Source organism: Corynebacterium renale, from assembly GCF_002563965.1.
Lineage (GTDB): Bacteria > Actinomycetota > Actinomycetes > Mycobacteriales > Mycobacteriaceae > Corynebacterium > Corynebacterium renale.
Window position 1 is genome coordinate 1,345,719 of sequence record NZ_PDJF01000001.1, and the last position, 22,929, is coordinate 1,368,647.

A 22,929-nucleotide genomic window follows, 5' to 3' on the forward strand; every position below is an offset into this window, starting at 1 on the left:
TCTGGGGTGGGCGCTAGGGTTGCAGGTATGGATCAGCGCGATGTGCAGTCCTTGCAGGCTGCAAAATTGTACTACCGGCAGGAATTGAGTCAGGCGGAAGTTGCCGCCCAGATGGGGATTTCGCGTCCTACGGTGGCGAAGCTTATTCAGCATGCCAAGGATCGCGGTTTTGTGACTGTGGAAATCCACGACCCGCAGGAGGAAGGCTCGCAGGTGACCTCCACGTTGATGGAGGCTTTCGGGTTGCGTGCGGTGCATATGATTCATGTCCCGGTGGGGGTGGATGCCACGAATGAGGATTTAGGTATTGCCGGTGCCCGCTACCTTGAGGAGATTGTGGAAGATGGCATGTCCATTGGTGTGTCGTGGGGGAAGACGCTGCTGGCGGTTGCCCGAAACCTGCGGCATACGACGGTGAAGGCGCGCCAGATTGTGCAGCTGAAAGGGGGATCGTCGCGTTCGCACCTGGCCACGAATGATTTTGAGACGATTAATCAGTTCTGCATGGCATTCAACGCTCCGGCGCTCGCGCTGCCGTTGCCTGTGATTTTTGATCGCCAAGAGACCAAGGACATCGTGGAGCAGGATTCGCATATTGCCGACGTCCTCCAGCAGGGCCGGGAAACGGATCTGGCGGTGTTTACGGTGGGGTCGGCGCGCCGGGAGAGTCTGTTGCTTAATTTGGGGTATTTGTCCGAAGACGCAGCAGACCGTCTGCTCGGCCGGGCGGTGGGGGATGTGTGCTCGCGCTTTTATACCTACGAGGGTGAGATTGCAGATCCGGAGACCAATGCGCTCACCGTGGGGATCCATGTGGATGAGTTGCGTAGCCGTCCGCGCAGGGTGCTGGTTGCGGGGAGTTTGCATAAAGCGGCGGCGATTGAGACGGCCTTGTGGATGGGGATGGCCACAGATCTGGTCATTGATCGGCCGACGGCCGTGCGTGTGCTGCAGCTGCATGAACAGCGCCAGATGCGGAAAAGCGGGAACGTGTAAATGTGGGGAAATAACAAATGGAAAAGTAAGTATTGACATATGTTCCATAGGGGGTTAGGCTGGTACTTGTACAACCAAGGCACCAGCCTTCAGCGTGACTCCAGGCCAGGTGCCGCCACACCAGAGCGAAAAGGAGTGCGCCATGCACAACTTGGAAACACCGAAGCAGTCCACCCCTCACATCGTTCCCACCGGCCCCATCGCAGAGACTGTCCTGATGCCTGGCGACCCACTGCGCGCCAAGTTCATCGCCGAGACCTACCTGGAAAACCCCGTCCAGTTCAACGCCGTGCGTAACATGCTCGGCTTCACCGGCACCTACCAGGGCCAACCGGTATCTGTCATGGGCTCGGGCATGGGTATCCCGTCGATCAGCCTGTACGCCTACGAGCTCATCCACTTCTTCGGGGCGAAGAAGCTCATCCGCGTCGGTTCGTGCGCGGGCCTGCAGCCGGACATGAAGCTTTTTGACATCATCGTCGGCTCCAGCGCCAGCACCGATTCCCGCTTCCTGGAGCAGTACAACCTGCCGGGAACCTACGCACCGACCGCGTCGTGGAAGCTCATCGAAGCCACCTACAAGCAGGCGCAAGAACAGAACGTGGACATCCACGTGGGCAACATCTTGTCTTCGGACGTGTTCTACAACTTCCAGGATGATGTGAACGCCCGCTGGACCGCCATGGGTGTCCTGGGCGTGGAGATGGAATCCGCAGGCCTGTACGCCGTCGCCGCCGAGGCCGGCGTTGATGCCATGGGTATCTTCACCGTTTCTGACGTCATCGGTTCGGGCGAGAAGGCCTCCGCCGAAGAACGCCAGAGCGCTTTCACCCAGATGATGGAGCTGGCCCTGCCACTGGCAGCGGTCTAAGCGCGAAGAGGAGTAGGAACCATGACGCAGACTAACGGTAAGCCCGGTCTTGTCGCCCGGGCCGCGAACCCGAAGGCAGCAGTGCCAATTATCCTGTTTACCTTCGTGTTCTCCCTGATCATTGACAATGGCTTCAAGTTCATGACAGCCCCAATGGGCGAGGCCTTGAACCTTTCACTCAACGAGGTTTCTCTGCAGGCTTCGCTGGCTGGTGTGATCATCGGCATTGGTGCGGTGGTGTATGCCGCGCTTGCCGACGTCGTCCCGATCAGAAAGCTGATGCTCATCGGCATCGTGCTCACTGTCATTGGCTCGATGATTGGTTACTTTGGCCAGAATGTGTGGGCGCTTGTCCTATTCGGCCGCATCGTGCAGACCACCGGCCTGGCTGCCGCGGAGACGCTGTACGTCATTTATGTGACCAAGCACCTTTCGGAGAAGGATCAGAAGACGTACTTGGGCTTCTCGACGTCTGCGTTCCAGGCCGCCACCCTGTTCGGCGCCCTGACCTCTGGTTATATTGCCACGCACATTTCGTGGACGGCCATGTTCTTGATCCCACTGGTGCTGATTATCGCGGTGCCGATCATCATGAAGACGGTCCCGAAGGAAGATAACCTGACCTCCGGGCACGTTGACTGGTACGGCCTGCTGCTCATCGCAGTATTGGCTACCACCGTGATTATGTTCATGCAGGCCTTTAACATCTGGTGGTTGCTGCCGGCAATCGTGGCCCTAGCACTGTTTGTCTACCACGTCACGCACGCGAAGCAGCCGCTGGTCAACGCGGAATTCTTCAAGAATCGTGCGTATGTCACTGCACTGCTGTTGGTCTTCGTGGTCTACTCAGTCCAGTTGGGGTACGTGGTCCTCTTCCCAGCGATGGCCCAGGAAGTTCATGGTTTGACCGCTGATGGCGCATCCGTGCTGCTGATCCCTGGTTACACCGGTGCGATCATCGTTGGTGCTCTGTCTGGCAAGATCGGCAAGTTCTTGCCCACCCGCCCCGCGATTTTCACCGCCGTTGGTTCCATTACCGCAGCCCTTCTGTTGCTGGCCTTCGCAATGAACGTGGGTACCTGGGTCTTCGTCTTAAGCTCCCTGCTCTTTGCCTGCGGTTTCGCACTCCTCTACGCGCCACTGGTCGCGACCGCTATCGGCGACATTCCAGCTGAGAAGTCCGGTATCGCGATTGGCTTCTACAACCTCACCATCAATGTCGCCGTCCCGCTGGGCATCGCTTACAGCGCGAAGCTCGTAGACCTTAACCTTGGCGTTCCAGGATTCCTGGCTTCCGGTTCAGGAACGTACCCCACGGTCATGGCCATCTTGGCGGTCATTGCAGTCATCGGTGCAGTCATCTACGCGGCGCTGACCGCAGGTATGAAGCACGCCGAATAAAACTTTAAGGAGAATTCACATGTCACAGTTACTTAACCGTTCCGATGTCGCCTACATGATCGACCATACTTTGCTCACCCCGGAAGCAACGGGTGCGGACGTCGATAAGCTCATTGAAGAGGCCGCTGAGCTGGGTACGTACTCGGTGTGTGTCTCGCCGTCGCGTCTGCCCATCGAGGTTCCGGAAAAGTTGCACGTTGCCGCTGTCTGTGGCTTCCCATCCGGCGCCGTAGCAACAGAGGTCAAGGCTGCTGAGGCAGCTCGCGCCGTCGCTGATGGTGCCGATGAAATCGATATGGTCATCAACCTGGGCCTGGTCAAAGAAGGCAAGTGGGATGCCGTCGCAGCCGATATCCAGGCAGTCAAGGAGGCTGTGGGCGACAAGGTGCTCAAGGTCATCCTCGAAACCGCAGTGCTTAACGACGGCGAAATCGTGGCCGCCTGTGAAGCCTCCGAGAAGGCAGGGGCCGACTTCGTGAAAACCTCTACCGGATTCCACCCCGCAGGTGGCGCAAGCACCCACGCCGTGGAACTCATGCGCAAGACCGTCGGTGACCGCCTGGGCGTGAAGGCTTCCGGTGGCATCCGCGACGCCGAGACCGCCACAGCAATGATCGCAGCTGGTGCCAACCGCCTGGGGCTGTCCAGCTCTGCGAAGGTCCTCGAAGGGGGGGACAAGTAATGAACCGCGAACTCCACGACAAGGCGCTAGCCTGGCTGGATGGTGACCCAGACCCTGTCACCCGCGAACAGTTACAAGCCATCATGGACGACGAAGACGCGCTCGCCGAAGCGTTCGCTGGGCCTCTCCAGTTTGGTACCGCCGGTCTACGCGGGGAGATCGGCCCCGGCGAATCCCGGATGAACCAAGCTGTGGTCATCCGCGCCACGTACGGTCTTGTACAGTGGCTGCTGCGCCAGGTCGAACGTCCGCGCGTAGTCATCGGATGCGATGCCCGCCACGGTTCCTTTACCTTCGCGGAGGCTGCTGCTGAGGTCGTCGCTGCGGCCGGGGGAGAGGCACTCCTCCTACCGTTGGGTCAGCCAACCCCATTGACCTCGTTTAGCGTGCGCCACCTTGATGCCGATGCCGGCATCATGGTGACCGCCTCCCACAACCCAGCCAAGGACAACGGATACAAGGTCTACCTGGGTGGGCGCATTGCAACCGGCGACGCTGCCGGCGTGCAGATCGTCCCACCAGCAGACAAGGAAATCGCGGCCTGCATCGCGGAAGCCCCAGCTGCGGCATCGATCGCGCGCAGCGCCCACTTCGAACTCGTGGACACCCGCGAGGCCTACCGTGCTGCCACCGCCCCGCTGGGAAAACCAGCCGGTGACCTCAAGATCGTGCTCACACCAATGCATGGAGTGGGCGGGCAACTCGCGCTCGATACCTTGAAAGATGCAGGTTTTGGGGACGTCACGGTCGTCGAGAAGCAGTTCGAGCCGGACCCCGATTTCCCCACTGTGGCCTTCCCGAACCCCGAGGAGGACGGTGCCCTGGACCTAGCGGTTGCTACCGCTGTGGACGTCGACGCGGACCTCATCATTGCGCTCGACCCCGATGCCGACCGCTGTGCGCTAGCCGTCCCCGCACGGGATGGGGCCAGCGCCGGAACGCCGGTGGCGCAGGGTTGGCTCAAGCTTTCTGGCGACGAGACCGGTGCGCTCATCGGTGACTACATCGCTCGGACCCGCAGCGAGGGCGTACTTGCGACGTCCATCGTCTCCGGGCGTCTGCTCTCCGAAATTGCGCGTGCACATGGGCACGGCGCTGCCACCACGCTCACAGGCTTCAAGTGGATCGGCCGCACTCCTGGCCTGGTGTACGGCTATGAGGAAGCCATCGGCCACTGCGTCGACCCGAAGCACGTGCGCGATAAGGATGGTATCTCTGCGGCTGTGGTGGTTGCTACGCTGGTCAGCGCGCTGAAGGCCGAGGGCAAAACAGTCCTGGATCGCTTCGATGAGCTCGCCCGCGAGCATGGCCTGTACCGTACCCAGCCGCTGACGTTCCGGCTCGAGGATCCATCCCAGATCAGCGGCGCGATGGAACGCCTGCGCTCCGGGAAGCCTGCCGAACTAGCTGGTAGCGAGGTCGTGGAGTACGCGGACCTGCGCGACGGCTACGGCGAAACCCCGGGCACCGACGGCATCCTCATCCGCACGGCTGCCGACGACCGCGTGATCATCCGCCCTTCCGGCACCGAACCAAAACTCAAGTGCTACCTCGAAGTAGTACGGCCGGTAAACGGTTCTCCCGATTGGGAGGCTGCCGACGCTCGGCTGGACGAGCTGAGCGCCGCGACACGTAAGCTCTGCGGCTTCTAATTACGCAGTACTTCAAACCACGCACCTAGCAACCTTCATGGAACCTGGCCGGGTGCGTGGTTTACGTTTTCCGGATAAACAAACCTCTGGACTACGTAGACTTCAGCCCGCGGTGCACTCAGTAGCGCTGCTAAGACGTACGGCAAGCGAATGGTGGTCGCTGATGTTCCGGGGACTTCAGCCACAGCGGCGTACACGGCGACGATGATTTTTTATCTTCCTATATCGAATGTATGAACGTCGATATGGCTAAGGGGCAGGTAGTATGAATTTAAATTGACACGCATGTTCTAATCTTGTATGGTGGGGTGTATAACCATACAACACCACAGATGGCCCCAGGGGGTGGGCCAGAAACATGGGGGACCAATGCAACTTACCGACTTACCACGCCACATCCGCCGCCGGCCTGGAGTTAACCCGCCAGCATTCTTCTGCCGCAGCGACCAAACAGATAAAACCGCCGTCCTCCTCGAAGACGCCAGACGCATAGAATTCATGGCCCTAGAACACCTCATGCCCAAAGGCCACGAACCCTTACGCGACGTACTCAAACGTCTCAAAGCAGTCACTAACTTCAGTGAAGGCCGTGCCAAACGCATCCTCATTGTCGGCATGGACATCCTCTACCGACTACCTAGGGTGCTTGATTTGCAACGCCAACTTCACCTGCTAGACACAGAACACATCGGCATGCTGGCATCGGTCTTCGAAGCAGCAGAGGCAGATACCTTCGACGCGATCGACCACCAGTTAGAAAAACTTCTGACCCCCACCATGCCCAGGCAAGCGTTCCCTGATTACACCGCACTGCGCAAGAAACTCACCACCATCCTGGTAGCAACCAACCCCCACCTTAAGGAAGAACCCACCCGGGAAGAACTGCCACCTTTTGATTTAGACCTCCCAGGCGAAGACGACCAAGACGGCGACGGTATAGCCAACCTTCGTGCGGAGTTGACCAAACCTGATGGGCTGATTTTGGAGGAGGCAATCCGGAAAATAGCAGCACGCTACAGTTGCTCTAGGCAAGAGGCTTTCCATAAGCTGCTCTTTGACAACATCACCGTGAACTTGACGTTAAACGTCTACCAAGCCCAGGACATCCCTGATGCTCCCGCGTGGGTATCGGGTATCGGGTGGATGACCGGTGCCTTACGTGATGAACTCCTAGGCAAAGTGACCGCTACCCGGGATCTGGCTGACTATAAGGACGTGGTGTCGAACTCGTATACCCCGAGTGCTGGTATTAAGGCCTACTTAGAAGGCCGTGATGGGACCTGCGGGCTACCGGGGTGTATGACACCGGCCCATAGGTGTCAGAAGGATCACCGGGTGGAGTATGCCGAAGGTGGGCCCACGTCAGCTAACAACATGGTGGACCTGTGTTCGAGTGACCATAATCATAAAACTCATGGTGGGTTGCATTATGTTCTTGATCCGGAGACAGGGACCACGATGTGGTTGCATACTGATGGCACGTTTGAAGTCGGGTTGGCTACTGGCCCGTTGTCGCCGCAGGGGAAGTGGGAGGCGATGACTATTGCTCAGTACCGCACAGAGCGTGCGGCCCGGGCACGCCACGCACGCAGAAAGTAACTAACGAGCGCGGGCTTCCCCTCGGACCAAGTCAGCGAACCGAGCCACGTAGTCGGCTACGAAGTCCTTAGTCTTCTCCACGGTGAACCCATCCGGGCCCACCAAGGTCGGGGACTGGCCTAGGAAAACCTCGGGCTGGCCCAGCATCGGCATGTCAAAGTAGGACAATGCCAGGCGCAGATTCTTTTGGGAACTGTAACCACCCATGCGGCCTACGGAATGGCTGATAATCCCAGCGGGGAGGCCTTTCCACGCCACATCATTATTTGGCTTCGATCCGATGTCCACCGCATTCTTCAAACACGCCGGGATAGTCCGGTTGTTCTCTGGGGTGACAAACAGTACGCCATCACTGCCAGCGATCCGGGATCGGAACTCGGTGTACTCCGCGGGCAGTTCAAGGGGCGACTCGGGGTCGTCGTAGTCGAAGTTGTAGAGCGGCAGGTGGCCAATCTCTACAATCTCCGTGTGGAAGTCTGCAGGGAAAAGCTCCAGGGTGGCGTTTGCGATCATTCGGGCATACGACCCAGCACGCAAGCTACCCACGAGAACGGAAATCTGATAAGTCACAATGCAACCTTTCTGAAGTTATAGCCCCAGGCCAGGGGTGAAGAAGCCTCAAGCAAAGATGGGCAACCCTGGCCTGGGGCGGGTATTAGAAATCCCAGTCCGAATCCTCAGTCTCCTCGGAGACTCCGATGATGTAGGAGGAACCCGAGCCGGAGAAGAAATCGTGGTTTTCATCCGAATTCGGCGTCAACGCCGCGATGATGTTCGGCTCCACGTCCACGCTCAGACCATCCTCGCCGGTAAAGAGTGGCTGGTAGCCCAAGTTCATGAGCGCCTTATTCGCGTTGTAGCGCACGAAGGTGGCCACGCCGTCGATAAGCCCAGAACCTGCATAGAGGTCCCCGGAGTACGCCATCTCCATGTCGTAGAGCTCGCTGACGAAGCCGTACGTGAACTCCTCCATTTCCGCGCGGCCGGCGTCGTTGAGTTTTTCCAGCCCACGCTGGTACTTGTAGCCGGAGTAGTAGCCGTGGACGGCCTTGTCGCGCAGGATGAGGCGGATCATGTCGGCAGTGTTGGTCAGCTGGCCGCGGGTGGAGAAATATAAAGGCAGGTAGAACCCGGCGTAGAGCAACAGCGAAGACAGTAGCGTCGACGCCACCTTGCGGCGAAGTGGATCCTCACCGTAGTAGTAGCGCAGTACTGCCTTCGCGCGGACCTGAAGGAGCTCATTATCGACGGCCCACTGGTACGCGGCGTCAATCTCCGGGGTGGACGTCAGCGTGGAGAACACCGACGAGTAGCTGCGGGCGTGGACCGCCTGCATGAACGCGATGTTCGCGTAAATCGCTTCCTCGTGTTCTGTTTGGGCGTCCTGGATCTGGCTGATCTCCCCGACGCTGGCCTGCACGGTATCCAGCAGGGTAAGTCCGGTGAAGACCCGCATGGTCAGCTGCCGTTCATCGACCGTGAGATCCTTCCAAGACCCTAGATCATTGGAGAGCGGGACTTTCTCCGGGAGCCAGAAGTTGGCGGTGAGGCGGTTCCAGACCTCCAGGTCTTTTTCGTCCTGGAGACGGTTCCAGTTCACGGGCCGGATTGGGGCGGTGGGGTTGCGGCGGTAACCGGGAGGGGTGACCGACTGGGTGAACGTTGTCATGCTGTCCTTTCCAAGGTGGTGGAAATAAGACTGTTGACTCGCATGACGTCTGCGGGAGTGCCCAGAAGCTCGAATCGATGCAGCTCAGGGACTCCACATTTGTGGGCGATGATCGGCCCGGCGATGCAGTAATGCTCCCCAAAATTTGTGTTCCCGCCGGTGATGACGCCACGGATGAAGCGGCGATTAGTGGGATCATTGAGGAACGCGATCACTTGCTTGGGCACAGCGCCGCCGGGGCTGCCACCGCCATAGGCGGGCACGATGAGTATGTACGGGTGGTGGACCCGGATCATGCCGTCGGTACGCGGGTGTAGCGGGATGCGCACAGCGGGGTGGGCAAGCTTGTCGACGAACCTCCGGGTGTTCTCCGAGACACTGGAGAAATAGACGATGGGGTATGCACCGGGTTCGTCGTAGAAAGTGGGGACGCTACGAGTCATGCCCCCACAATAGCAAGAAAGTTAAGCCGTGTTAAACCTACTGCTTGGACTTTAAAACACCATTGGTGGCCAGGTGGTTGTGGGGAATCTGGTTCACGATGACGGTCACCGCCGACTCCGGCGCGTTCAACGTTTCGGAGGCTACTTTGACAACTCCTTCGACGAACTTTTCCACCTGGTCGTCGGTGCGGCCTGCAGCGATAGAGGCGTGAATAATTGGCATGGGAAAACTCCTTTTCAGCTATGAAAACTTTGCCTAAAGTGTAGCCACCACCAGGTTCGACCGCAGCAATTTTGGTGGGTAAGATTTGCCGGAGGCATTGGCGCGCCACGTTTGGCGCGTTGACGGACTTTCAAGACAGTAGGGCAGGTACTCTCCGACATATGGCACGTATGCAAGAAAGCGCGGATCTTCTGAAGTGTTCCTTCTGTGGCAAGAGTCAGAAGCAGGTGAAAAAACTCATCGCCGGCGGCGGTGTCTACATTTGCGACGAATGCATTGAGCTCTGCAACGAGATCATTGAAGAGGAAATCGGAGCTGCTACCGAAACCTCGGGCACTGAGGAAAAGAAACTTCCCAAGCCATCCGAAATTGCTGCTTTCTTAGACCAGTACGTGATTGGGCAGGACCCGGCCAAGCGCACTCTCGCGGTCGCGGTGTACAACCACTACAAGCGCATTAAAGAGTCCGAAGGCTCCCTGGCGATGCGCCACGAGGATGATGTGGAAATTGCTAAGTCCAACATCCTCCTGCTGGGCCCCACGGGCTCGGGCAAGACCTACTTGGCGCAAACCCTTGCTCGCATGCTCGACGTTCCCTTCGCTATTGCTGACGCCACCTCCTTGACCGAGGCCGGCTACGTGGGCGAGGACGTAGAAAACATCCTGCTCAAACTCCTCCAAGCCGCAGACTTTGATGTGCAGCGCGCCCAGCGTGGCATCATCTATGTGGACGAGGTGGACAAGATTTCCCGCAAGTCGGAGAACCCGTCCATCACTCGCGACGTGTCCGGCGAGGGCGTGCAGCAGGCGTTGCTGAAAATCTTGGAAGGCACCGTGGCTTCCATTCCGCCGCAGGGCGGGCGCAAGCACCCGAACCAGGAATTCATCCAGCTGGATACCTCGAATGTGCTGTTCATTGTTGCCGGTGCTTTCGCGGGGCTGGATAAGGTGATTCAGGAGCGCGTCGGAAAGCGTGGTCTGGGCTTTGGTGCCGAGATTGATTCCGCCGCCGAGCGCGATGCCACCGACATCTTCAGCCAGGTGCAGCCTGAAGACCTGGTGAAGTTCGGTCTGATTCCAGAATTTATTGGGCGCCTTCCCATCGTGGCTACGGTGGAGAACCTGGACCAGGAGTCATTGGTCCGTGTGCTCACTGAGCCGAAGAATGCGCTGGTCCGGCAGTATCAACGTCTCTTTGAGATGGATGGCGTGGAGCTGGAGTTCACGGATGAAGCCCTGCAGGCGATTGCAGATAAGGCGCTCGACCGCGGTACGGGTGCCCGAGGGCTGCGCGCCATCATGGAGGAACTGCTGGTTCCCGTCATGTTCGATATCCCCGACCGGGAAGAAGGTGGCACGCTGACCGTGACTGCGGCGATGGTGCGTGGGGAAGAAGAAATGTCCGTCGTCGAGGAGGCGGCGGAGAAGACCGCTTAGTCTTCGTAGATGGAGGCGGCGAAATCGCCGATCGCCGCCTCGGGGTCGTGGTAGATGGAGTTGACGTCGTTGTCAGTCTCGTCGGGGTGGTGGAGCGAGAAGCTCAGGTAAGACTCGTATTCGGAGTCGGGGAGGTTGGCGGTGAGGAACGTCAGCACACTATCGACGACCATCCGGCGCAAACCGTCCGTGTTCTCCGCATCGAGCTGGTTGATCCCGAAGATATTGTCAAAGAGCCTGGCGCTGGTGACCCGCGACGTGCACAGAGACGTGACCATGTAATAAATATCGTAAGCGGAAATACCTGGGCGGAAAGCGCCCGCATCCTGGCCCAGCATCAGCAGTTTATCCAGCGGCAAAATGATGCGTGACTGGTCAAAAACTGCCGGGATGCTCTCGAGGTCAAGCACGTGGTCGGTAGCTTCGCGCTGAATCAAGGCCACAGCTTCAGGATGGTGCACGTAGCGGTTGTAGATTGCTTCCACGATGTGGCGCACGCCTTCTACCGGGATTGCGGTGTCTACCTGGAGTTCCGCTTCGGTGGGGTGGAGGCGTTCCAGAGCCTCTTGGAGCACTTGTTGGTACAGGCCCTTTTTGTCGCCGAAGTAGTAGTGGATCATGCGTTTAGACATGCCCGATTGCTGTGCGATACGCTCGAGCTTCGCGTCCGAGTAGGACCGTTGCGAAAACGCCTCCAATGCAACGCGGATGACATCGTCCTGCGTCACCGTGTTTGCGTTGTCGGGGGTCTGAGCCTGTGCCATTACTACCTACTATGCCTTTCGAAATGTGCTATCACAGCAAGATACATGTGTAAGAGTACGGTGTTTGCTTTGTTTTTGGGGGTGAAAAGGGCAAAACCGTGCATAAACGGGTATTTGGGGGTAGGGAAATGTCGTTTCGGGGGTGATTTAACGGGTCTAGTAACCGGACTTAATCGGGAGTATCCTCGTAGTTGTTATACGTCTGAGTTATCTGATTGCTCTGGCGGAACCTATAGGGCCTTGTAGCCCAGCTGAGACTTATGAAAGAGGTTGCACCACATGGCACAGACCGCAAAGAAGATTACCGTTACCGGCGCAGCAGGCAATATCTCGTATTCGCTGCTGTGGCGCATTGCTAACGGCGATGTTTACGGCAAAGACACCCCAGTCGAGCTTTCCCTCCTGGAAATCCCGCAGGCCACACGCGCTGCCGAGGGCGTGGCCATGGAGCTGCAGGACTCCGCGTTCCCGCTGCTGCGCAATATCACCATTACGGACGACGCCAACACGGCTTTCGACGGCGCTAACGCCGCATTCCTCGTCGGTGCGAAGCCACGCGGTAAGGGTGAGGAACGCTCTGACCTCCTAGCCGCCAACGGCAAGATTTTTGGTCCGCAAGGTGCAGCTATTAACGCACACGCCGCTGATGATATCCGCGTGCTGGTCGTAGGCAACCCCGCGAACACGAATGCTCTCATCGCGCAGCACGCCGCGCCGGACGTGCCAGCGGATCGCTTTACTGCGATGATGCGCCTGGACCACAACCGTGCACTGTCCCAGCTGGCTGGCAAGCTAGACTGCCTGACCACCGACTTCGAAAACGTCGTCGTGTGGGGTAATCACTCCGCTACCCAGTTCCCGGACGTCACTTACGCAACCGTGAACGGCAAAAAGGTCTCCGAGCTTATTGACGACTCCTGGTACACCGATGAGTTCATCCCACGCGTGGCAAAGCGTGGTGCGGAGATTATCGACGTTCGCGGTTCGTCCTCGGCGGCGTCGGCAGCCTCCGCAGCGGTTGACCACATGCACGATTGGATTAACGGCACCACCAAGTGGGTCTCCGCTGCAGTCCCATCCACCGGAGCATACGGAATCCCCGAAGGCCTCATCGTCGGCCAACCTACTTACGCCGAGGGCGGGGAGTGGAAGATTGTCGAAGGCCTTGAGCTCAGCGATTTCCAGAAGGCCCGCATTCAGGCCAACGTTGAGGAACTGCAGGCTGAACGCGATGCAGTTGCTGACCTGCTGAAGTAATCTCGCGTAGAAAAAGGCCGGGCTCACACCGCTGAAGGTGTGGGCCCGGCCTTGCTTGCGCTACGTTTTTAGGCGCTGCGCGCTAGCCCCGTTGCGCGGACCCGAACCGGCGCACGGAGGTGTCCTTGCGGCCGACGCGCCAGTAGGCGACGGCAACGCAGACGCACAGTGCCATGATGATGGCGATGATGAGGTAGGAGGCGAAGAGTGCCTTCGACCATGCTTCCACGGAACTCTGGGTGCCCACGATGGCGAAGAGCACGCCCGTGGTGATCGTGTTTCCGATTGCGGTGGCGATACGCTGCACAGTTTGGGTGACACCGCCAGCTACGCCGCCTAATGCGGGTGGGACGTCGAGCATGGCTTGGGTCTGGTTGACGGAGCTCATCATGCCTTGTCCGATACCTTGTACCGCGAAGCCGATGGACATGAACCACGGCGAGTAGCCCTTGGGTACAAGGAGTGCGCAGAATCCCGCGATGAGGACACCGAGCATCATCATTGTCACAGCGAATACCTGGAGCCCGCGGCCACGTACGATGGCATACTTGCCGCTCCACAGTGCGGCGATAGCACTGGTCAGCGCGTTAGGTAGACCAATCAGGCCGGCGATCATCGCGCTCATGAGCAGTCCCTGCTGGACGTAAATCGCAACGAGTGCGAATACGGACGTGATACCCAGGAATTGCAACAGGCCGACGGCCACGTTGTAACTGAAGCTCGTGAGTGTGAACAAGCGCAGGTCAACCATAGGTTGCTTGCCGTGCTTGGCGTACCGGTTTTCCCACCACACGAAGCCCACGCCGAGGACCACCGCGATGGGCAAGAGGCCCCAGCGCCAGGCGCTGCCGTGGGAGGCGAAAGGCAGCATAATGCACAGGACGGCGAGGATCAGGGTGACCATGCCCACGGGGTCGAGGTCCATCTTTGCCACGAGGTGTGATCCCTTGCCCGCTTTGCGACGTTTCCCTTCGGCATTAAACGGCAACCAGAAAGCACCCGCGATGAGCCCGATGAGGCCGAGTGGAAGGTTGATCAGGAATGAGGAGCGCCACCCGAGGTCGCCGCCGAACCAGGTGATAAGGAGGCCCGTGAGGACAGGGCCGAGGGCAACCGATACCGAAATAACAAAGCCGAAGAGTGAGAATGCCTTCGCGCGTGCCTGCCCGGAGAAGTATTGCTGAATAATGCCGGTGACCTGGGGCGAAAACACGCCTGCGGCCAGACCCTGGACGATGCGGAGGATGTTGAGCCACAAGGCATCAGAAACAAGGCCACAGGCGGTGGATGCCAGCGTGAAGGCGGCCAGCCCGATCATGAAGAGCTCGGCGCGGCCGAAGATGTCACCCAGACGTCCGGAAGGCACAAGCGCGATGCCAATAGCGAGGGCGTATCCGGCCAGAACCCACTGGATTTCAGCAGGGGTGGCGCCGGTGGCGTGCCCGATGGAGCTTAAAGCCACGTTGACGGAGCTGACCTGGATGAGCGACATGGCGAGCACGATGAGCAGAACCGCGAGAATCTTGTTGCGGTTGTAGCGTCGTGACGAGCCGACGACGGAAATCCATTTCGGATCATTTTTTGCGACTGTGGGCTTATAAACCTCTTCTGACACTTCTCTCCTTATTCACCGCACACAATGTAATAGCGCATTTATGCTACGCCTACCCCCAGACAAAGGTGCTATCTCCCCGCGAACTCTATGGCGGTTATGATAGTGCGCGTGACTAATCAAGATGCTGCAACTGATCGTGTAAATAATTTGCCCAAGTCGTGGGATCCTCATGAGCATGAGGCCAAGCTGTACCAGCAGTGGCTGGATCGCGGCTATTTCACGGCTGATACGGCGAGCAAGAAGCCACCGTTCTCCATCGTGCTTCCTCCGCCGAACGTGACGGGCCAGTTGCACATGGGTCATGCTTTGGACCACACGCTGATGGACGCGATCGCACGTCGTAAGCGGATGCAGGGCTTCGAGGTCCTGTGGTTGCCGGGCATGGACCACGCGGGCATCGCAACGCAGACAAAGGTGGAGTCACGCCTAAAGGAAACTGAGGGCAAGGACCGCCACGATTATGGTCGCGAGGAATTCATTTCCAAGGTCTGGGAGTGGAAGGAAGAGTACGGGGGCACGATTCTGCAGCAGATGCGTGCCATCGGCGATTCCGTCGACTGGTCCCGTGAGCGCTTCACCCTCGACGAGGGCTTGTCGCGCGCAGTGCAGACGATCTTTAAGCAGCTTTACGACGAAGGCATGATCTACCGCGCCAATCGCCTGGTGAATTGGTCGCCAAACTTGCGCACCGCGGTCTCTGATATCGAGGTGGTGTACAAGGACGTTGAGGGCGAGCTGGTCAGCTTCCGCTACGGTTCCCTCAACGACGATGAGCCGCACATGATCGTGGCCACGACCCGTATTGAGACGATGCTTGGCGACGTCGCCATCGCCGTCCACCCAGATGACGAACGCTACACGGACATGGTGGGCAAGACGCTGCCGCACCCATTCCGTGACGATCTGACAATCCAGATCATCGCTGATGACTACGTGGACCCCGAATTCGGTACCGGCGCGGTGAAGATCACCCCAGCCCACGACCCGAACGACTACGCAATGGGCCTACGCCACAACTTGGACATGCCACAGGTTATTGACGAGTCCGGCCGCATCGCCGACACCGGCACCAAGTTTGACGGCCTCACCCGCGAGGAAGCACGCGAAGCATTGCGCGAAGCGCTTCGCGAGCAAGGGCGCATCGTCAAGGAGATTCGCCCGTACGTCCACTCGGTGGGCCACTCGGAGCGCTCCGGCGAACCAATCGAGCCGCGTCTTTCGCTGCAGTGGTTCGTAAGGGTCGACGAGCTAGCCAAGATGGCTGGCGACGCCGTCCGCGAAGGCGATACGACTATCCACCCGAAGTCCCTGGAACCCCGTTACTTCGACTGGGTAGACAACATGCATGACTGGACAATTTCGCGCCAGCTGTGGTGGGGCCACCGCATCCCAATCTGGTACGGCCCGGACGGGGAAGTGGTCTGCTGTGGCCCTGACGAAGAACCGCCAGCCGGCTACGAACAGGACCCGGACGTCTTGGACACCTGGTTTAGCTCTGCGCTGTGGCCGTTCTCCACGATGGGTTGGCCCGACAAGACCCCTGAACTAGAGAAGTTCTACCCAACTTCTGTCCTGGTGACCGCATACGACATTCTGTTCTTCTGGGTTGCCCGCATGATGATGTTCGGCACCTTTGCTGCCAAGCACACCCCGGAGATCCTGGGCGAAGGCAAGGATGGCCGACCCCAGATTCCGTTCACTGATCTCTTCCTCCACGGCTTGGTCCGCGATGAGCACGGCCGCAAGATGAGTAAGTCCCTGGGCAACGGCATCAACCCGATGGACTGGGTCGAACGCTACGGTGCCGACGCACTGCGCTTTACCCTGGCCCGTGGCGCGAACCCAGGCGTGGACCTGCCCGTCGGTGAGGACCATGCGCAGAGTTCCCGCAACTTTGCCACCAAGCTGTTCAACGCGGCACGCTTCGCGTTGATGAATGGCGCGCAGGTGGGCGAGCTGCCGGCCCGTGAGGACTTGACGGACGCTGACCGCTGGATCCTGGACCGCGTGGAAGAAGTACGCGCAAAGGTCGACGGTTACCTGGACGAATACCACTTCTCCCGCGCAAATGAGGAGCTGTATTCCTTTACCTGGGGCGAGTTCTGCGACTGGTACTTGGAGATTGCCAAGACCCAGATTCCACGCGATGGTATGGATGAGCGTGGCCGCAACACTCAGATCGTTCTAGGCCGTGTCCTCGACGTTGTGTTGCGTCTACTGCACCCGGCGATGCCGTTCGTTACCGAGGTTCTGTGGACCGCGCTCACCGGTAAGGAGTCCGTCACGATTGCTCCTTGGCCAACCCAGGAAGACACCAACGGTGGGGCAGCGGCAGACGAGCGCGCAGCTCGGCGTATCGCTGACGTAGAAAAACTTGTCACCGAACTGCGCCGCTTCCGTTCCGACCAGGGTGTGAAGCCTTCCCAGAAAGTGCCGGCACGCATCGACTTCGCTGCCGCTGACCTCGAAGCCCAGGAGAACGTAATCCGTTCGCTGGCCCGCGCCGAGGTTCCAGCTGAAGACTTCGAGGCTTCCGCTTCCCTGGAGATTCGCTTGAGTCAGGCCACGATTGAGGTGGCGTTGGACACCTCGGGGACCGTCGATAAGCAAGCAGAACGCAAGCGCCTAGAAAAGGACCTAGCGGCTGCCCAGAAGGAATTGGACAATGCAGCGAACAAGCTGGGCAACCCGAACTTCGTGGGCAAGGCCCCGGAGCACGTGGTCAACGACATTAAGAACCGTCAGCAGGTAGCCCAGGAAGAATTTGAGCGCCTGACTGCCCGCTTGGAGGCACTCGGTGAGTAAAGAGGAAGTACGCCTCGACGAAACCGGCTTGAGCCTGCCCATCGACATGGGCGCGGACAAAGGTGACTTGGATGCTCCGATTGAGGATCCCGTCACTCCGGAGGACATGCAGCGCCTGGCAGCCACGGAAGCGGAACTCGACCAGCGCTGGCCGGAGACGAAGATTGATCCGAGCCTCGAGCGCATCGAGAAGCTGTTGGACATTCTGGGGTCCCCGCACCGCAACTACCAGGCGATTCACGTCGCTGGTACAAACGGCAAGACTTCGACGGTGCGCATGATCGAATCGCTGCTGCGCGCCTTCCACCGCCGCACCGGGCGTACCACAAGCCCGCACCTGCAGTGGGCTACGGAGCGCATTGCTATCGACGGCCTCCCGGTCCACCCACGCGTCTACGCGGACACATGGGAAGAGATTAAGCCGTACGTCGAGATGGTCGACGCCCAATCTGATGTCCCGATGAGCAAGTTTGAAGTCCTCACAGCGATGGCGTACGCAGCCTTCGCGGACGCGCCCGTCGATGTCGCAGTCGTAGAGACCGGCATGGGTGGTACCTGGGATGCTACAAATGTCATCGATGCTGACATCGCCGTGATCACTCCCATCGGGATGGACCACACTGATTACCTCGGCGACACTCTCGCAGAGATTGCGGGGGAGAAGGCTGGCATCATTAAATCCCGCTGGGATAAAGAAGACCTCCTTTCCCCGCCGGACAACGTCGCAATCGTTGGCTCCCAAGAGCCGGAGGCCATGCAGGTGCTTTTGGAGCGCGCAGTCTCCGTAGACGCGCAGGTTGCCCGCTTTGGAAGCGAGTACGGCGTGGTGGAATCACGTGTTGCCGTCGGTGGCCAGCAACTTACTCTGCGCGGCCTGGCCGGCGAGTACACCGAGATCTTCCTGCCCGCCTCAGGCGTGCACCAGGCAGAAAACGCTGCCACCGCGCTGGCCGCCGTGGAGGCATTCTTCGGTGCAGGACCCGGACGGCAACTCGATGTCGAAACCGTTCGACGCGGATTCGCCCAACTGGTTAACCCAGGCCGCCTTGAGCGCGTGCGCGCAACCCCGACTACGTTCATCGACGCTGCCCACAACCCCCACGGGATGCATGCGCTTGGGGAGGCGCTCGAGCGTGACTTCGATTTCCAGCGCCTTATCGCTGTCGTAGGAATCCTCGGCGACAAGGACGTCACTGGAATTCTCCGCGAGCTGGAGCCGCACGTCTCTGAGATCGTGTGTACCCAAAATAGTTCGCCGCGTGCCCTAGACGCCTACGAACTGGCCGAACTCGCCCGCGATATTTTCGGCGAAGAACGAGTGCATGTCGACGACGACCTGCCGGCAGCCATCGAAACTGCTGTAGAGTTAGCCGAAGATGCCGACATCCAGTCCGGTTCCGGAATCATTATCACAGGATCTGTGGTCACAGCCGGTGAAGCCCGCACCCTCTTTGGAAAGGACCCCGCGTGACAAACACGCCACGTAAGCCCGAACCAGAATACGGGCCCCTCGGGCCAGGGCACGCCCCGGAAAAGGATCCACTCAAGGGTTTCCGTGGCGTGGCCTCTGGCACTCTCGTGATGGAAGCCATCACTATGGGCCTTGTGCTTACCGTCATTGGGCGTATTGATTCGGGAGCCTACTGGACAGCGGGCAACGCGACGTTTGTCATCGCAGTCGCTGTGGTCCACCTAGTTCTGGCGTTTCTGCAGCGGTTCTCGTGGGGGCTGCCCGCAGCCCTCGTGCTTCAAGTCATTTCCCTGGGTGGATTCTTTGTCCACCCTTCAATGGGAATCATTGCGATTATCTTCTGCGCAGTCTGGTGGTACTTGATGCACCTGCGCTCCAGACTGGTGGCGCGCATGGAGCGTGGCCTGCTTACCACGCAGCACATGTAACTTACTTGCGCACCGGATGGCCGGACGCAATAGAAATTTTGTTGAAAGCTTCAATGGTGACCGCCGCCCACTGCAGGGCGGCGATTTGCTTTTCGTTGAATACCTTCGCAGCAGCCTCCCGCGCAGCCACATCCACTGGGCCACGCTCGGAACCGTTGAGGGCTTCCGCCAGTTGGAGTGCGGCGCGCTCTTCCTCGGAGTAGATTTCGGCGTTATGCCACGCTGGTAGGACGTCAAGCTTCAACTGGGAGATGCCAACCTCGCGGGCCTGCGGGCCGTGGACGGATAGGCAGGTAGGGCAGCCGTTGATCTGGCTGATCCGAACCATCACTAACTCAATGAGCTCAGGGCTCAAGCCTGCTTCTGCGGCGACATCGTTGATGGTGCCTGCTGCTGCAAGGAACTTCTTGTAGGTTTCGGGGAACTGTTGATCAAGAAAAGTACTCATGGCCGCCACGGTACTCGCGTCTTGTATCTAATTCAGTGAGACCCATTCGCGGTCGTGTTCGTCTGCTTCACGGAGTTCACCGGCGAACTCATGCTTGGCTACATAGTTGACCACGTACGGGCACACGGGAACGACGCGCAAGCCCGCTTCGGCGGTGTCGCGTAGCGCGAATTCTGTAGCGATGCCGGCGAGGCCACGGCCCGCGAATTCGTCAGGGGTTTGGACGCTGTAGAAGATGCGTTCGCCGTCGTGGTCCTTGTAGTGCACGGCGGAGGCGTAGTCGTGTGATGCAGAACCGCGGTATAACGCGGCATAGAGATTTTCCTCGGGGAAGTGCTCTACCGTGACTGGGTTTCCATGCTTGTCTTGGGTGTAATCCATGGTTCTATGATGGCCGTTTTGTTGGGTTCTCGCCACGTTAAAACTTCCGGTATGGTGTTCACCATGACTCAACGTACTCTTATTCTGATTAAGCCAGACGGTGTCAAGCGTGGCCTCGTCGGTGAAATTATCTCCCGCATCGAAGCTAAGGGCCTGAAGCTTGCTGCCCTGGACCTGCGCGTCACCGACCGTGAGACCGCTGAGAAGCACTATGAAGAGCACAAGGACAAGCCATTCTTTGGGGAGCTCGTAGACTTCATCACCTCCGCACCACTCGTTGCGGGCGTTGTCGAGGGCGAGCGCGCAATCGAAGCTTGGCGTCAGCTAGCTGGCGGTACCGATCCAGTCTCCAAGGCAACCCCAGGCACCATCCGTGGTGACTTCGGCTTGACCGTTGGTGAGAATGTGGTCCACGGTTCCGACTCTGAGGAATCCGCAGCTCGCGAAATCGGAATCTGGTTCCCGAATCTCTAAAGCGCTTCGCTTTAAGCACTGGCCGTGCCCCGTCTGGGGCGCGGCTTTTCTCCGTTTTAGGGCTGGAAGATGCATAATTTCCTATTTATATTCATCGGATATTCGGGCGCATTCAAGCCCTCGGAGGCTATCGGTGGTCCATGTTAGGAAGACCAAAGAAAACCAGCTAGGTTGCATTAAACCTGTTTTTGAAAAGTAATTACGCAACATTATCATGTCCATATTTGTGCAGGTCACGGTAGGTTTACCTTGCTTGTTGGCAACATTAAGTATCCATATAGTGAATGTCAACAGGGAAGGAAAACACCTCCCGGCCAATCACTAACAAGGAGCACACCAATGGCTACTGCAACCAAGATCGCAAGCTGCGCTACTACTGAATGCGCTTTCAATAACGGCGGCTGCACCGCTCTCGCAATCACCATCGCAGGCGATGCGAACAAGGCAGCGTGTGGCACCTTCACCACCCTGGATGCTCGCAGCAACCGCCCAGCAGAAGGTCAGGTCGGCGCTTGCCACCGCCTCGAATGTGCACACAACAAAGACCTCATGTGCACGAACGCTTCTATCACCATCACTGGCAGCACTGCAGAGTGTGCTGAATACACCGTCGCTTAACACAACGCTCTGGTGAACGGTCGGTAGAACGGCACACGAAAGCGGGCCACCCCCACAAAGGGGTGGCCCGCTTTCACGTGTTTTCGGTTAGCTGCGTTCGTTGGGATGGAAGCCTAACCGGCCATCTTCTCCACGGTCCAGGGAGTTGATTGCGGCCATTTCTTCGTCGGAAAGTGTGAAGTCCAGAGCGCCCAAGTTTTCCTCCATGCGCTCGCGCACGCGCGACTTGGGGAAAACGATGGTGCCGTTTTGTAGGTGCCAGCGCAGCACGACCTGGGCTTCGGTGGCGTTGTGGGCCTTGGCAGTGTCGACGAGGGCGGGGAACTGGGTGAAGTCGTACTTGAACTGGCCCAGTGGTGCCCATGCCTCGGTGGCAACCCCATGGCGTTGGTTCGTTGCGACCGTATCCTTCTGCTGTATCCACGGATGAAGCTCCACCTGATTCACTGCGGGTGCCACGCCAGATTCGGCGACGAGGCGGTCAATGTGTTCGGGGAGGAAGTTGCACACCCCGATGGAGCAGGTCAGGTCCTTTTCGCGCAACTGGATCAGTGAATCCCAGGCCCCAAGGTACTTGTCCTGTTTAGGGACTGGCCAGTGGATGAGGTAGAGGTCAACGTAATCCAGGCCGAGCTTAGTGAGGGATTCGTTCAGGGCATCTGGGGCGTCATCGTGGCGGTCGTTCCATAGCTTGGTGGTGACAAAGATTTCCTCGCGGGGGATCCCAGAATCGCGGATAGCTGCGCCGACGCCTTCTTCGTTGCCGTAGAAGGCGGCGGTGTCGATGTGCCGGTATCCGGCTTCGAGTGCGTCGGTGACAACGCGGTGGGCTTCGTCGGGGTCAACGAGGAATGTTCCGAACCCGAGCTGGGGCATGGTGTGTCCGTCGTTAAGTTTAAGTTCTGTTGTGTTGTGAATCATAGTTCTGCAGTGTAGCAAGAGCGCCGAGCCCATGTGCAGAAAGCGCAACAAGCCAGTCCTTCTTCCGCGGGCCGGCATCCAAAGTGGACAGGGTAATTAGGCCGGCCTGGGCGATTGCGGAGGCGTCGGAGGCAAGCTTCTCGACGTCCCTTCCGGTGCTCCGTGCCAGACCCCAGAGGCGAATACGCACGGGTTCGATGGCTTCCAGGTCGCTCAACGCGGCTAGGAGAGGGGTGTGCTCGCGTGCCGAGGCCAACTGCTCTTCGGACGGCTCCGCTGGATCTAGGGGCGGGAAATCCCTGCGCGGTGAAGCGGAGTTTATGGAGTACGCGACCACCGTTGTGATTACTAAAGCCAATGCAGGAAGTGTGATAGTAACCAGCCAGTCTGGGCCGGGGAGGTTGCGAAGTAGCGGTACCCCGAAAATCATCACCGAAGGTATGAGCACAGGTAAGTACTTATGCCACCCGCGAAGCTCTGGAATCTCATTGGTGTAGTAGGGCGACTGCATGTTCTTTGCTGACCAAGCTAAGAGAACAACCCAGAGTATGAGGCCCACGTACCAGTAGCCGTGCAGAATGCTTAGGTAAATCACCGCAGCGGCCAGGCCCCACAAAAGTGCAATCGGCCGGGAAAACTGGCGGTATAGTGTGCGCTTGGTCATAGCAGGAACGGTAGGCGGGGCGTATGCCGGTGTCAATGGTTTTCTTCGGCTGTGCAACAATGGGCGGAGCACTGATGCATTTCCCGGTGCACTTTGAAGTGACACAGTTTT

General features: G+C 58.8%; 23 protein-coding genes. 13 read left to right on the forward strand and 10 right to left on the reverse strand.

What is annotated here, in order from left to right; genetic code table 11:
* Positions 1 to 27 precede the first annotated feature (27 nt).
* From ATK06_RS06340 to ATK06_RS06365, 6 genes are all read left to right on the forward strand, one after another.
* Complete coding sequence (locus tag ATK06_RS06340; protein ID WP_048380040.1) at positions 28 to 996, forward strand: sugar-binding transcriptional regulator; 969 nt, start codon at positions 28 to 30, stop codon at positions 994 to 996.
* Between the two features lie 142 nt (positions 997 to 1,138).
* Positions 1,139 to 1,867 carry a purine-nucleoside phosphorylase gene (deoD, locus tag ATK06_RS06345; protein ID WP_048380038.1) on the forward strand — a complete coding sequence of 243 codons (729 nt, stop codon included), beginning with the start codon at positions 1,139 to 1,141 and terminating at the stop codon, positions 1,865 to 1,867.
* Between the two features lie 21 nt (positions 1,868 to 1,888).
* Entirely contained in the window at positions 1,889 to 3,268 is a 1,380-nt protein-coding gene (locus ATK06_RS06350) for an MFS transporter (RefSeq protein ID WP_098389033.1), read from the forward strand.
* A 19-nt stretch (positions 3,269 to 3,287) separates the two neighbouring features.
* Positions 3,288 to 3,950, forward strand: coding sequence for a deoxyribose-phosphate aldolase (deoC, locus tag ATK06_RS06355; protein ID WP_098389034.1), 663 nt, complete (start codon positions 3,288 to 3,290; stop codon positions 3,948 to 3,950).
* The gene (locus tag ATK06_RS06360) at positions 3,950 to 5,602 is read left to right on the forward strand and encodes a phospho-sugar mutase (protein WP_098389035.1); all 1,653 of its coding nucleotides are present in this window, start codon (positions 3,950 to 3,952) and stop codon (positions 5,600 to 5,602) included. The genes deoC and ATK06_RS06360 overlap by 1 nt, the downstream gene beginning before the upstream one ends.
* Before the next feature lie 369 nt (positions 5,603 to 5,971).
* Positions 5,972 to 7,201, forward strand: coding sequence for an HNH endonuclease signature motif containing protein (locus tag ATK06_RS06365; RefSeq protein WP_098389036.1), 1,230 nt, complete (start codon positions 5,972 to 5,974; stop codon positions 7,199 to 7,201).
* Here ATK06_RS06365 and ATK06_RS06370 read toward each other — a convergent pair whose 3' ends face one another.
* The 4 genes from ATK06_RS06370 to ATK06_RS06385 form a co-directional block, all read right to left on the reverse strand.
* Positions 7,202 to 7,774 carry an NADPH-dependent FMN reductase gene (locus ATK06_RS06370; protein ID WP_098389037.1) on the reverse strand — a complete coding sequence of 191 codons (573 nt, stop codon included), beginning with the start codon at positions 7,772 to 7,774 and terminating at the stop codon, positions 7,202 to 7,204.
* Positions 7,775 to 7,856: 82 nt separating this feature from the next.
* Positions 7,857 to 8,870 (reverse strand): class 1b ribonucleoside-diphosphate reductase subunit beta, encoded by a 1,014-nt coding sequence (gene nrdF, locus ATK06_RS06375; protein ID WP_098389038.1) that lies wholly within the window; start codon positions 8,868 to 8,870, stop codon positions 7,857 to 7,859.
* Complete coding sequence (gene nrdI / locus ATK06_RS06380) at positions 8,867 to 9,313, reverse strand: class Ib ribonucleoside-diphosphate reductase assembly flavoprotein NrdI (RefSeq protein ID WP_048379835.1); 447 nt, start codon at positions 9,311 to 9,313, stop codon at positions 8,867 to 8,869. Before nrdI ends, nrdF begins: the two co-directional genes overlap by 4 nt.
* Before the next feature lie 37 nt (positions 9,314 to 9,350).
* The gene (locus tag ATK06_RS06385) at positions 9,351 to 9,536 is read right to left on the reverse strand and encodes a tautomerase family protein (protein WP_048379833.1); all 186 of its coding nucleotides are present in this window, start codon (positions 9,534 to 9,536) and stop codon (positions 9,351 to 9,353) included.
* Between the two features lie 161 nt (positions 9,537 to 9,697).
* Between ATK06_RS06385 and clpX the strand changes: the two genes are divergently transcribed.
* A complete protein-coding gene (gene clpX, locus ATK06_RS06390; protein ID WP_098389039.1) occupies positions 9,698 to 10,972 on the forward strand; it encodes an ATP-dependent Clp protease ATP-binding subunit ClpX in 1,275 nt (424 codons plus the stop codon).
* Here clpX and ATK06_RS06395 read toward each other — a convergent pair.
* Entirely contained in the window at positions 10,969 to 11,736 is a 768-nt protein-coding gene (locus tag ATK06_RS06395) for a TetR/AcrR family transcriptional regulator (RefSeq protein WP_048379831.1), read from the reverse strand. The genes clpX and ATK06_RS06395 overlap by 4 nt on opposite strands.
* Positions 11,737 to 12,015: 279 nt before the next feature.
* On the opposite strand from ATK06_RS06395, the gene ATK06_RS06400 reads away from it, so the two are divergent.
* Entirely contained in the window at positions 12,016 to 12,993 is a 978-nt protein-coding gene (locus ATK06_RS06400) for a malate dehydrogenase (RefSeq protein ID WP_048379829.1), read from the forward strand.
* Between the two features lie 82 nt (positions 12,994 to 13,075).
* Here ATK06_RS06400 and ATK06_RS06405 read toward each other — a convergent pair whose 3' ends face one another.
* Positions 13,076 to 14,608, reverse strand: a complete 1,533-nt coding sequence (locus ATK06_RS06405; RefSeq protein ID WP_053072708.1) for an MFS transporter — start codon at positions 14,606 to 14,608, stop codon at positions 13,076 to 13,078.
* A 108-nt stretch (positions 14,609 to 14,716) separates the two neighbouring features.
* Here ATK06_RS06405 and ATK06_RS06410 point away from each other — a divergent pair, with 108 nt between their 5' ends.
* The 3 genes from ATK06_RS06410 to ATK06_RS06420 are packed head-to-tail and all read left to right on the forward strand — an operon-like array spanning position 14,717 to position 19,312.
* Entirely contained in the window at positions 14,717 to 17,413 is a 2,697-nt protein-coding gene (locus ATK06_RS06410; protein ID WP_408608295.1) for a valine--tRNA ligase, read from the forward strand.
* Between the two features lie 46 nt (positions 17,414 to 17,459).
* Complete coding sequence (folC, locus tag ATK06_RS06415) at positions 17,460 to 18,884, forward strand: bifunctional tetrahydrofolate synthase/dihydrofolate synthase (protein WP_083985964.1); 1,425 nt, start codon at positions 17,460 to 17,462, stop codon at positions 18,882 to 18,884.
* The gene (locus tag ATK06_RS06420; RefSeq protein WP_098389040.1) at positions 18,881 to 19,312 is read left to right on the forward strand and encodes a DUF4233 domain-containing protein; all 432 of its coding nucleotides are present in this window, start codon (positions 18,881 to 18,883) and stop codon (positions 19,310 to 19,312) included. Before folC ends, ATK06_RS06420 begins: the two co-directional genes overlap by 4 nt.
* A gap of 1 nt (position 19,313) precedes the next feature.
* Here ATK06_RS06420 and ATK06_RS06425 read toward each other — a convergent pair whose 3' ends face one another.
* Both ATK06_RS06425 and ATK06_RS06430 read right to left on the reverse strand, forming a co-directional pair.
* Positions 19,314 to 19,760 carry a carboxymuconolactone decarboxylase family protein gene (locus tag ATK06_RS06425; RefSeq protein ID WP_048379824.1) on the reverse strand — a complete coding sequence of 149 codons (447 nt, stop codon included), beginning with the start codon at positions 19,758 to 19,760 and terminating at the stop codon, positions 19,314 to 19,316.
* 27 nt (positions 19,761 to 19,787) lie between these two features.
* Positions 19,788 to 20,141: a GNAT family N-acetyltransferase gene (locus ATK06_RS06430; protein WP_053072706.1), complete on the reverse strand. Its 354-nt coding sequence runs from the start codon at positions 20,139 to 20,141 to the stop codon at positions 19,788 to 19,790.
* A 63-nt stretch (positions 20,142 to 20,204) separates the two neighbouring features.
* Between ATK06_RS06430 and ndk the strand changes: the two genes are divergently transcribed.
* The gene (gene ndk, locus ATK06_RS06435) at positions 20,205 to 20,615 is read left to right on the forward strand and encodes a nucleoside-diphosphate kinase (RefSeq protein WP_048379846.1); all 411 of its coding nucleotides are present in this window, start codon (positions 20,205 to 20,207) and stop codon (positions 20,613 to 20,615) included.
* A gap of 339 nt (positions 20,616 to 20,954) precedes the next feature.
* Positions 20,955 to 21,233, forward strand: a complete 279-nt coding sequence (locus tag ATK06_RS06440; protein ID WP_048379822.1) for a DUF1540 domain-containing protein — start codon at positions 20,955 to 20,957, stop codon at positions 21,231 to 21,233.
* Positions 21,234 to 21,320: 87 nt separating this feature from the next.
* Here ATK06_RS06440 and ATK06_RS06445 read toward each other — a convergent pair whose 3' ends face one another.
* Positions 21,321 to 22,154: an aldo/keto reductase gene (locus ATK06_RS06445; RefSeq protein ID WP_098389041.1), complete on the reverse strand. Its 834-nt coding sequence runs from the start codon at positions 22,152 to 22,154 to the stop codon at positions 21,321 to 21,323.
* Positions 22,129 to 22,818 (reverse strand): hypothetical protein, encoded by a 690-nt coding sequence (locus ATK06_RS06450; RefSeq protein WP_098389042.1) that lies wholly within the window; start codon positions 22,816 to 22,818, stop codon positions 22,129 to 22,131. Before ATK06_RS06450 ends, ATK06_RS06445 begins: the two co-directional genes overlap by 26 nt.
* Positions 22,819 to 22,929 lie beyond the last annotated feature (111 nt).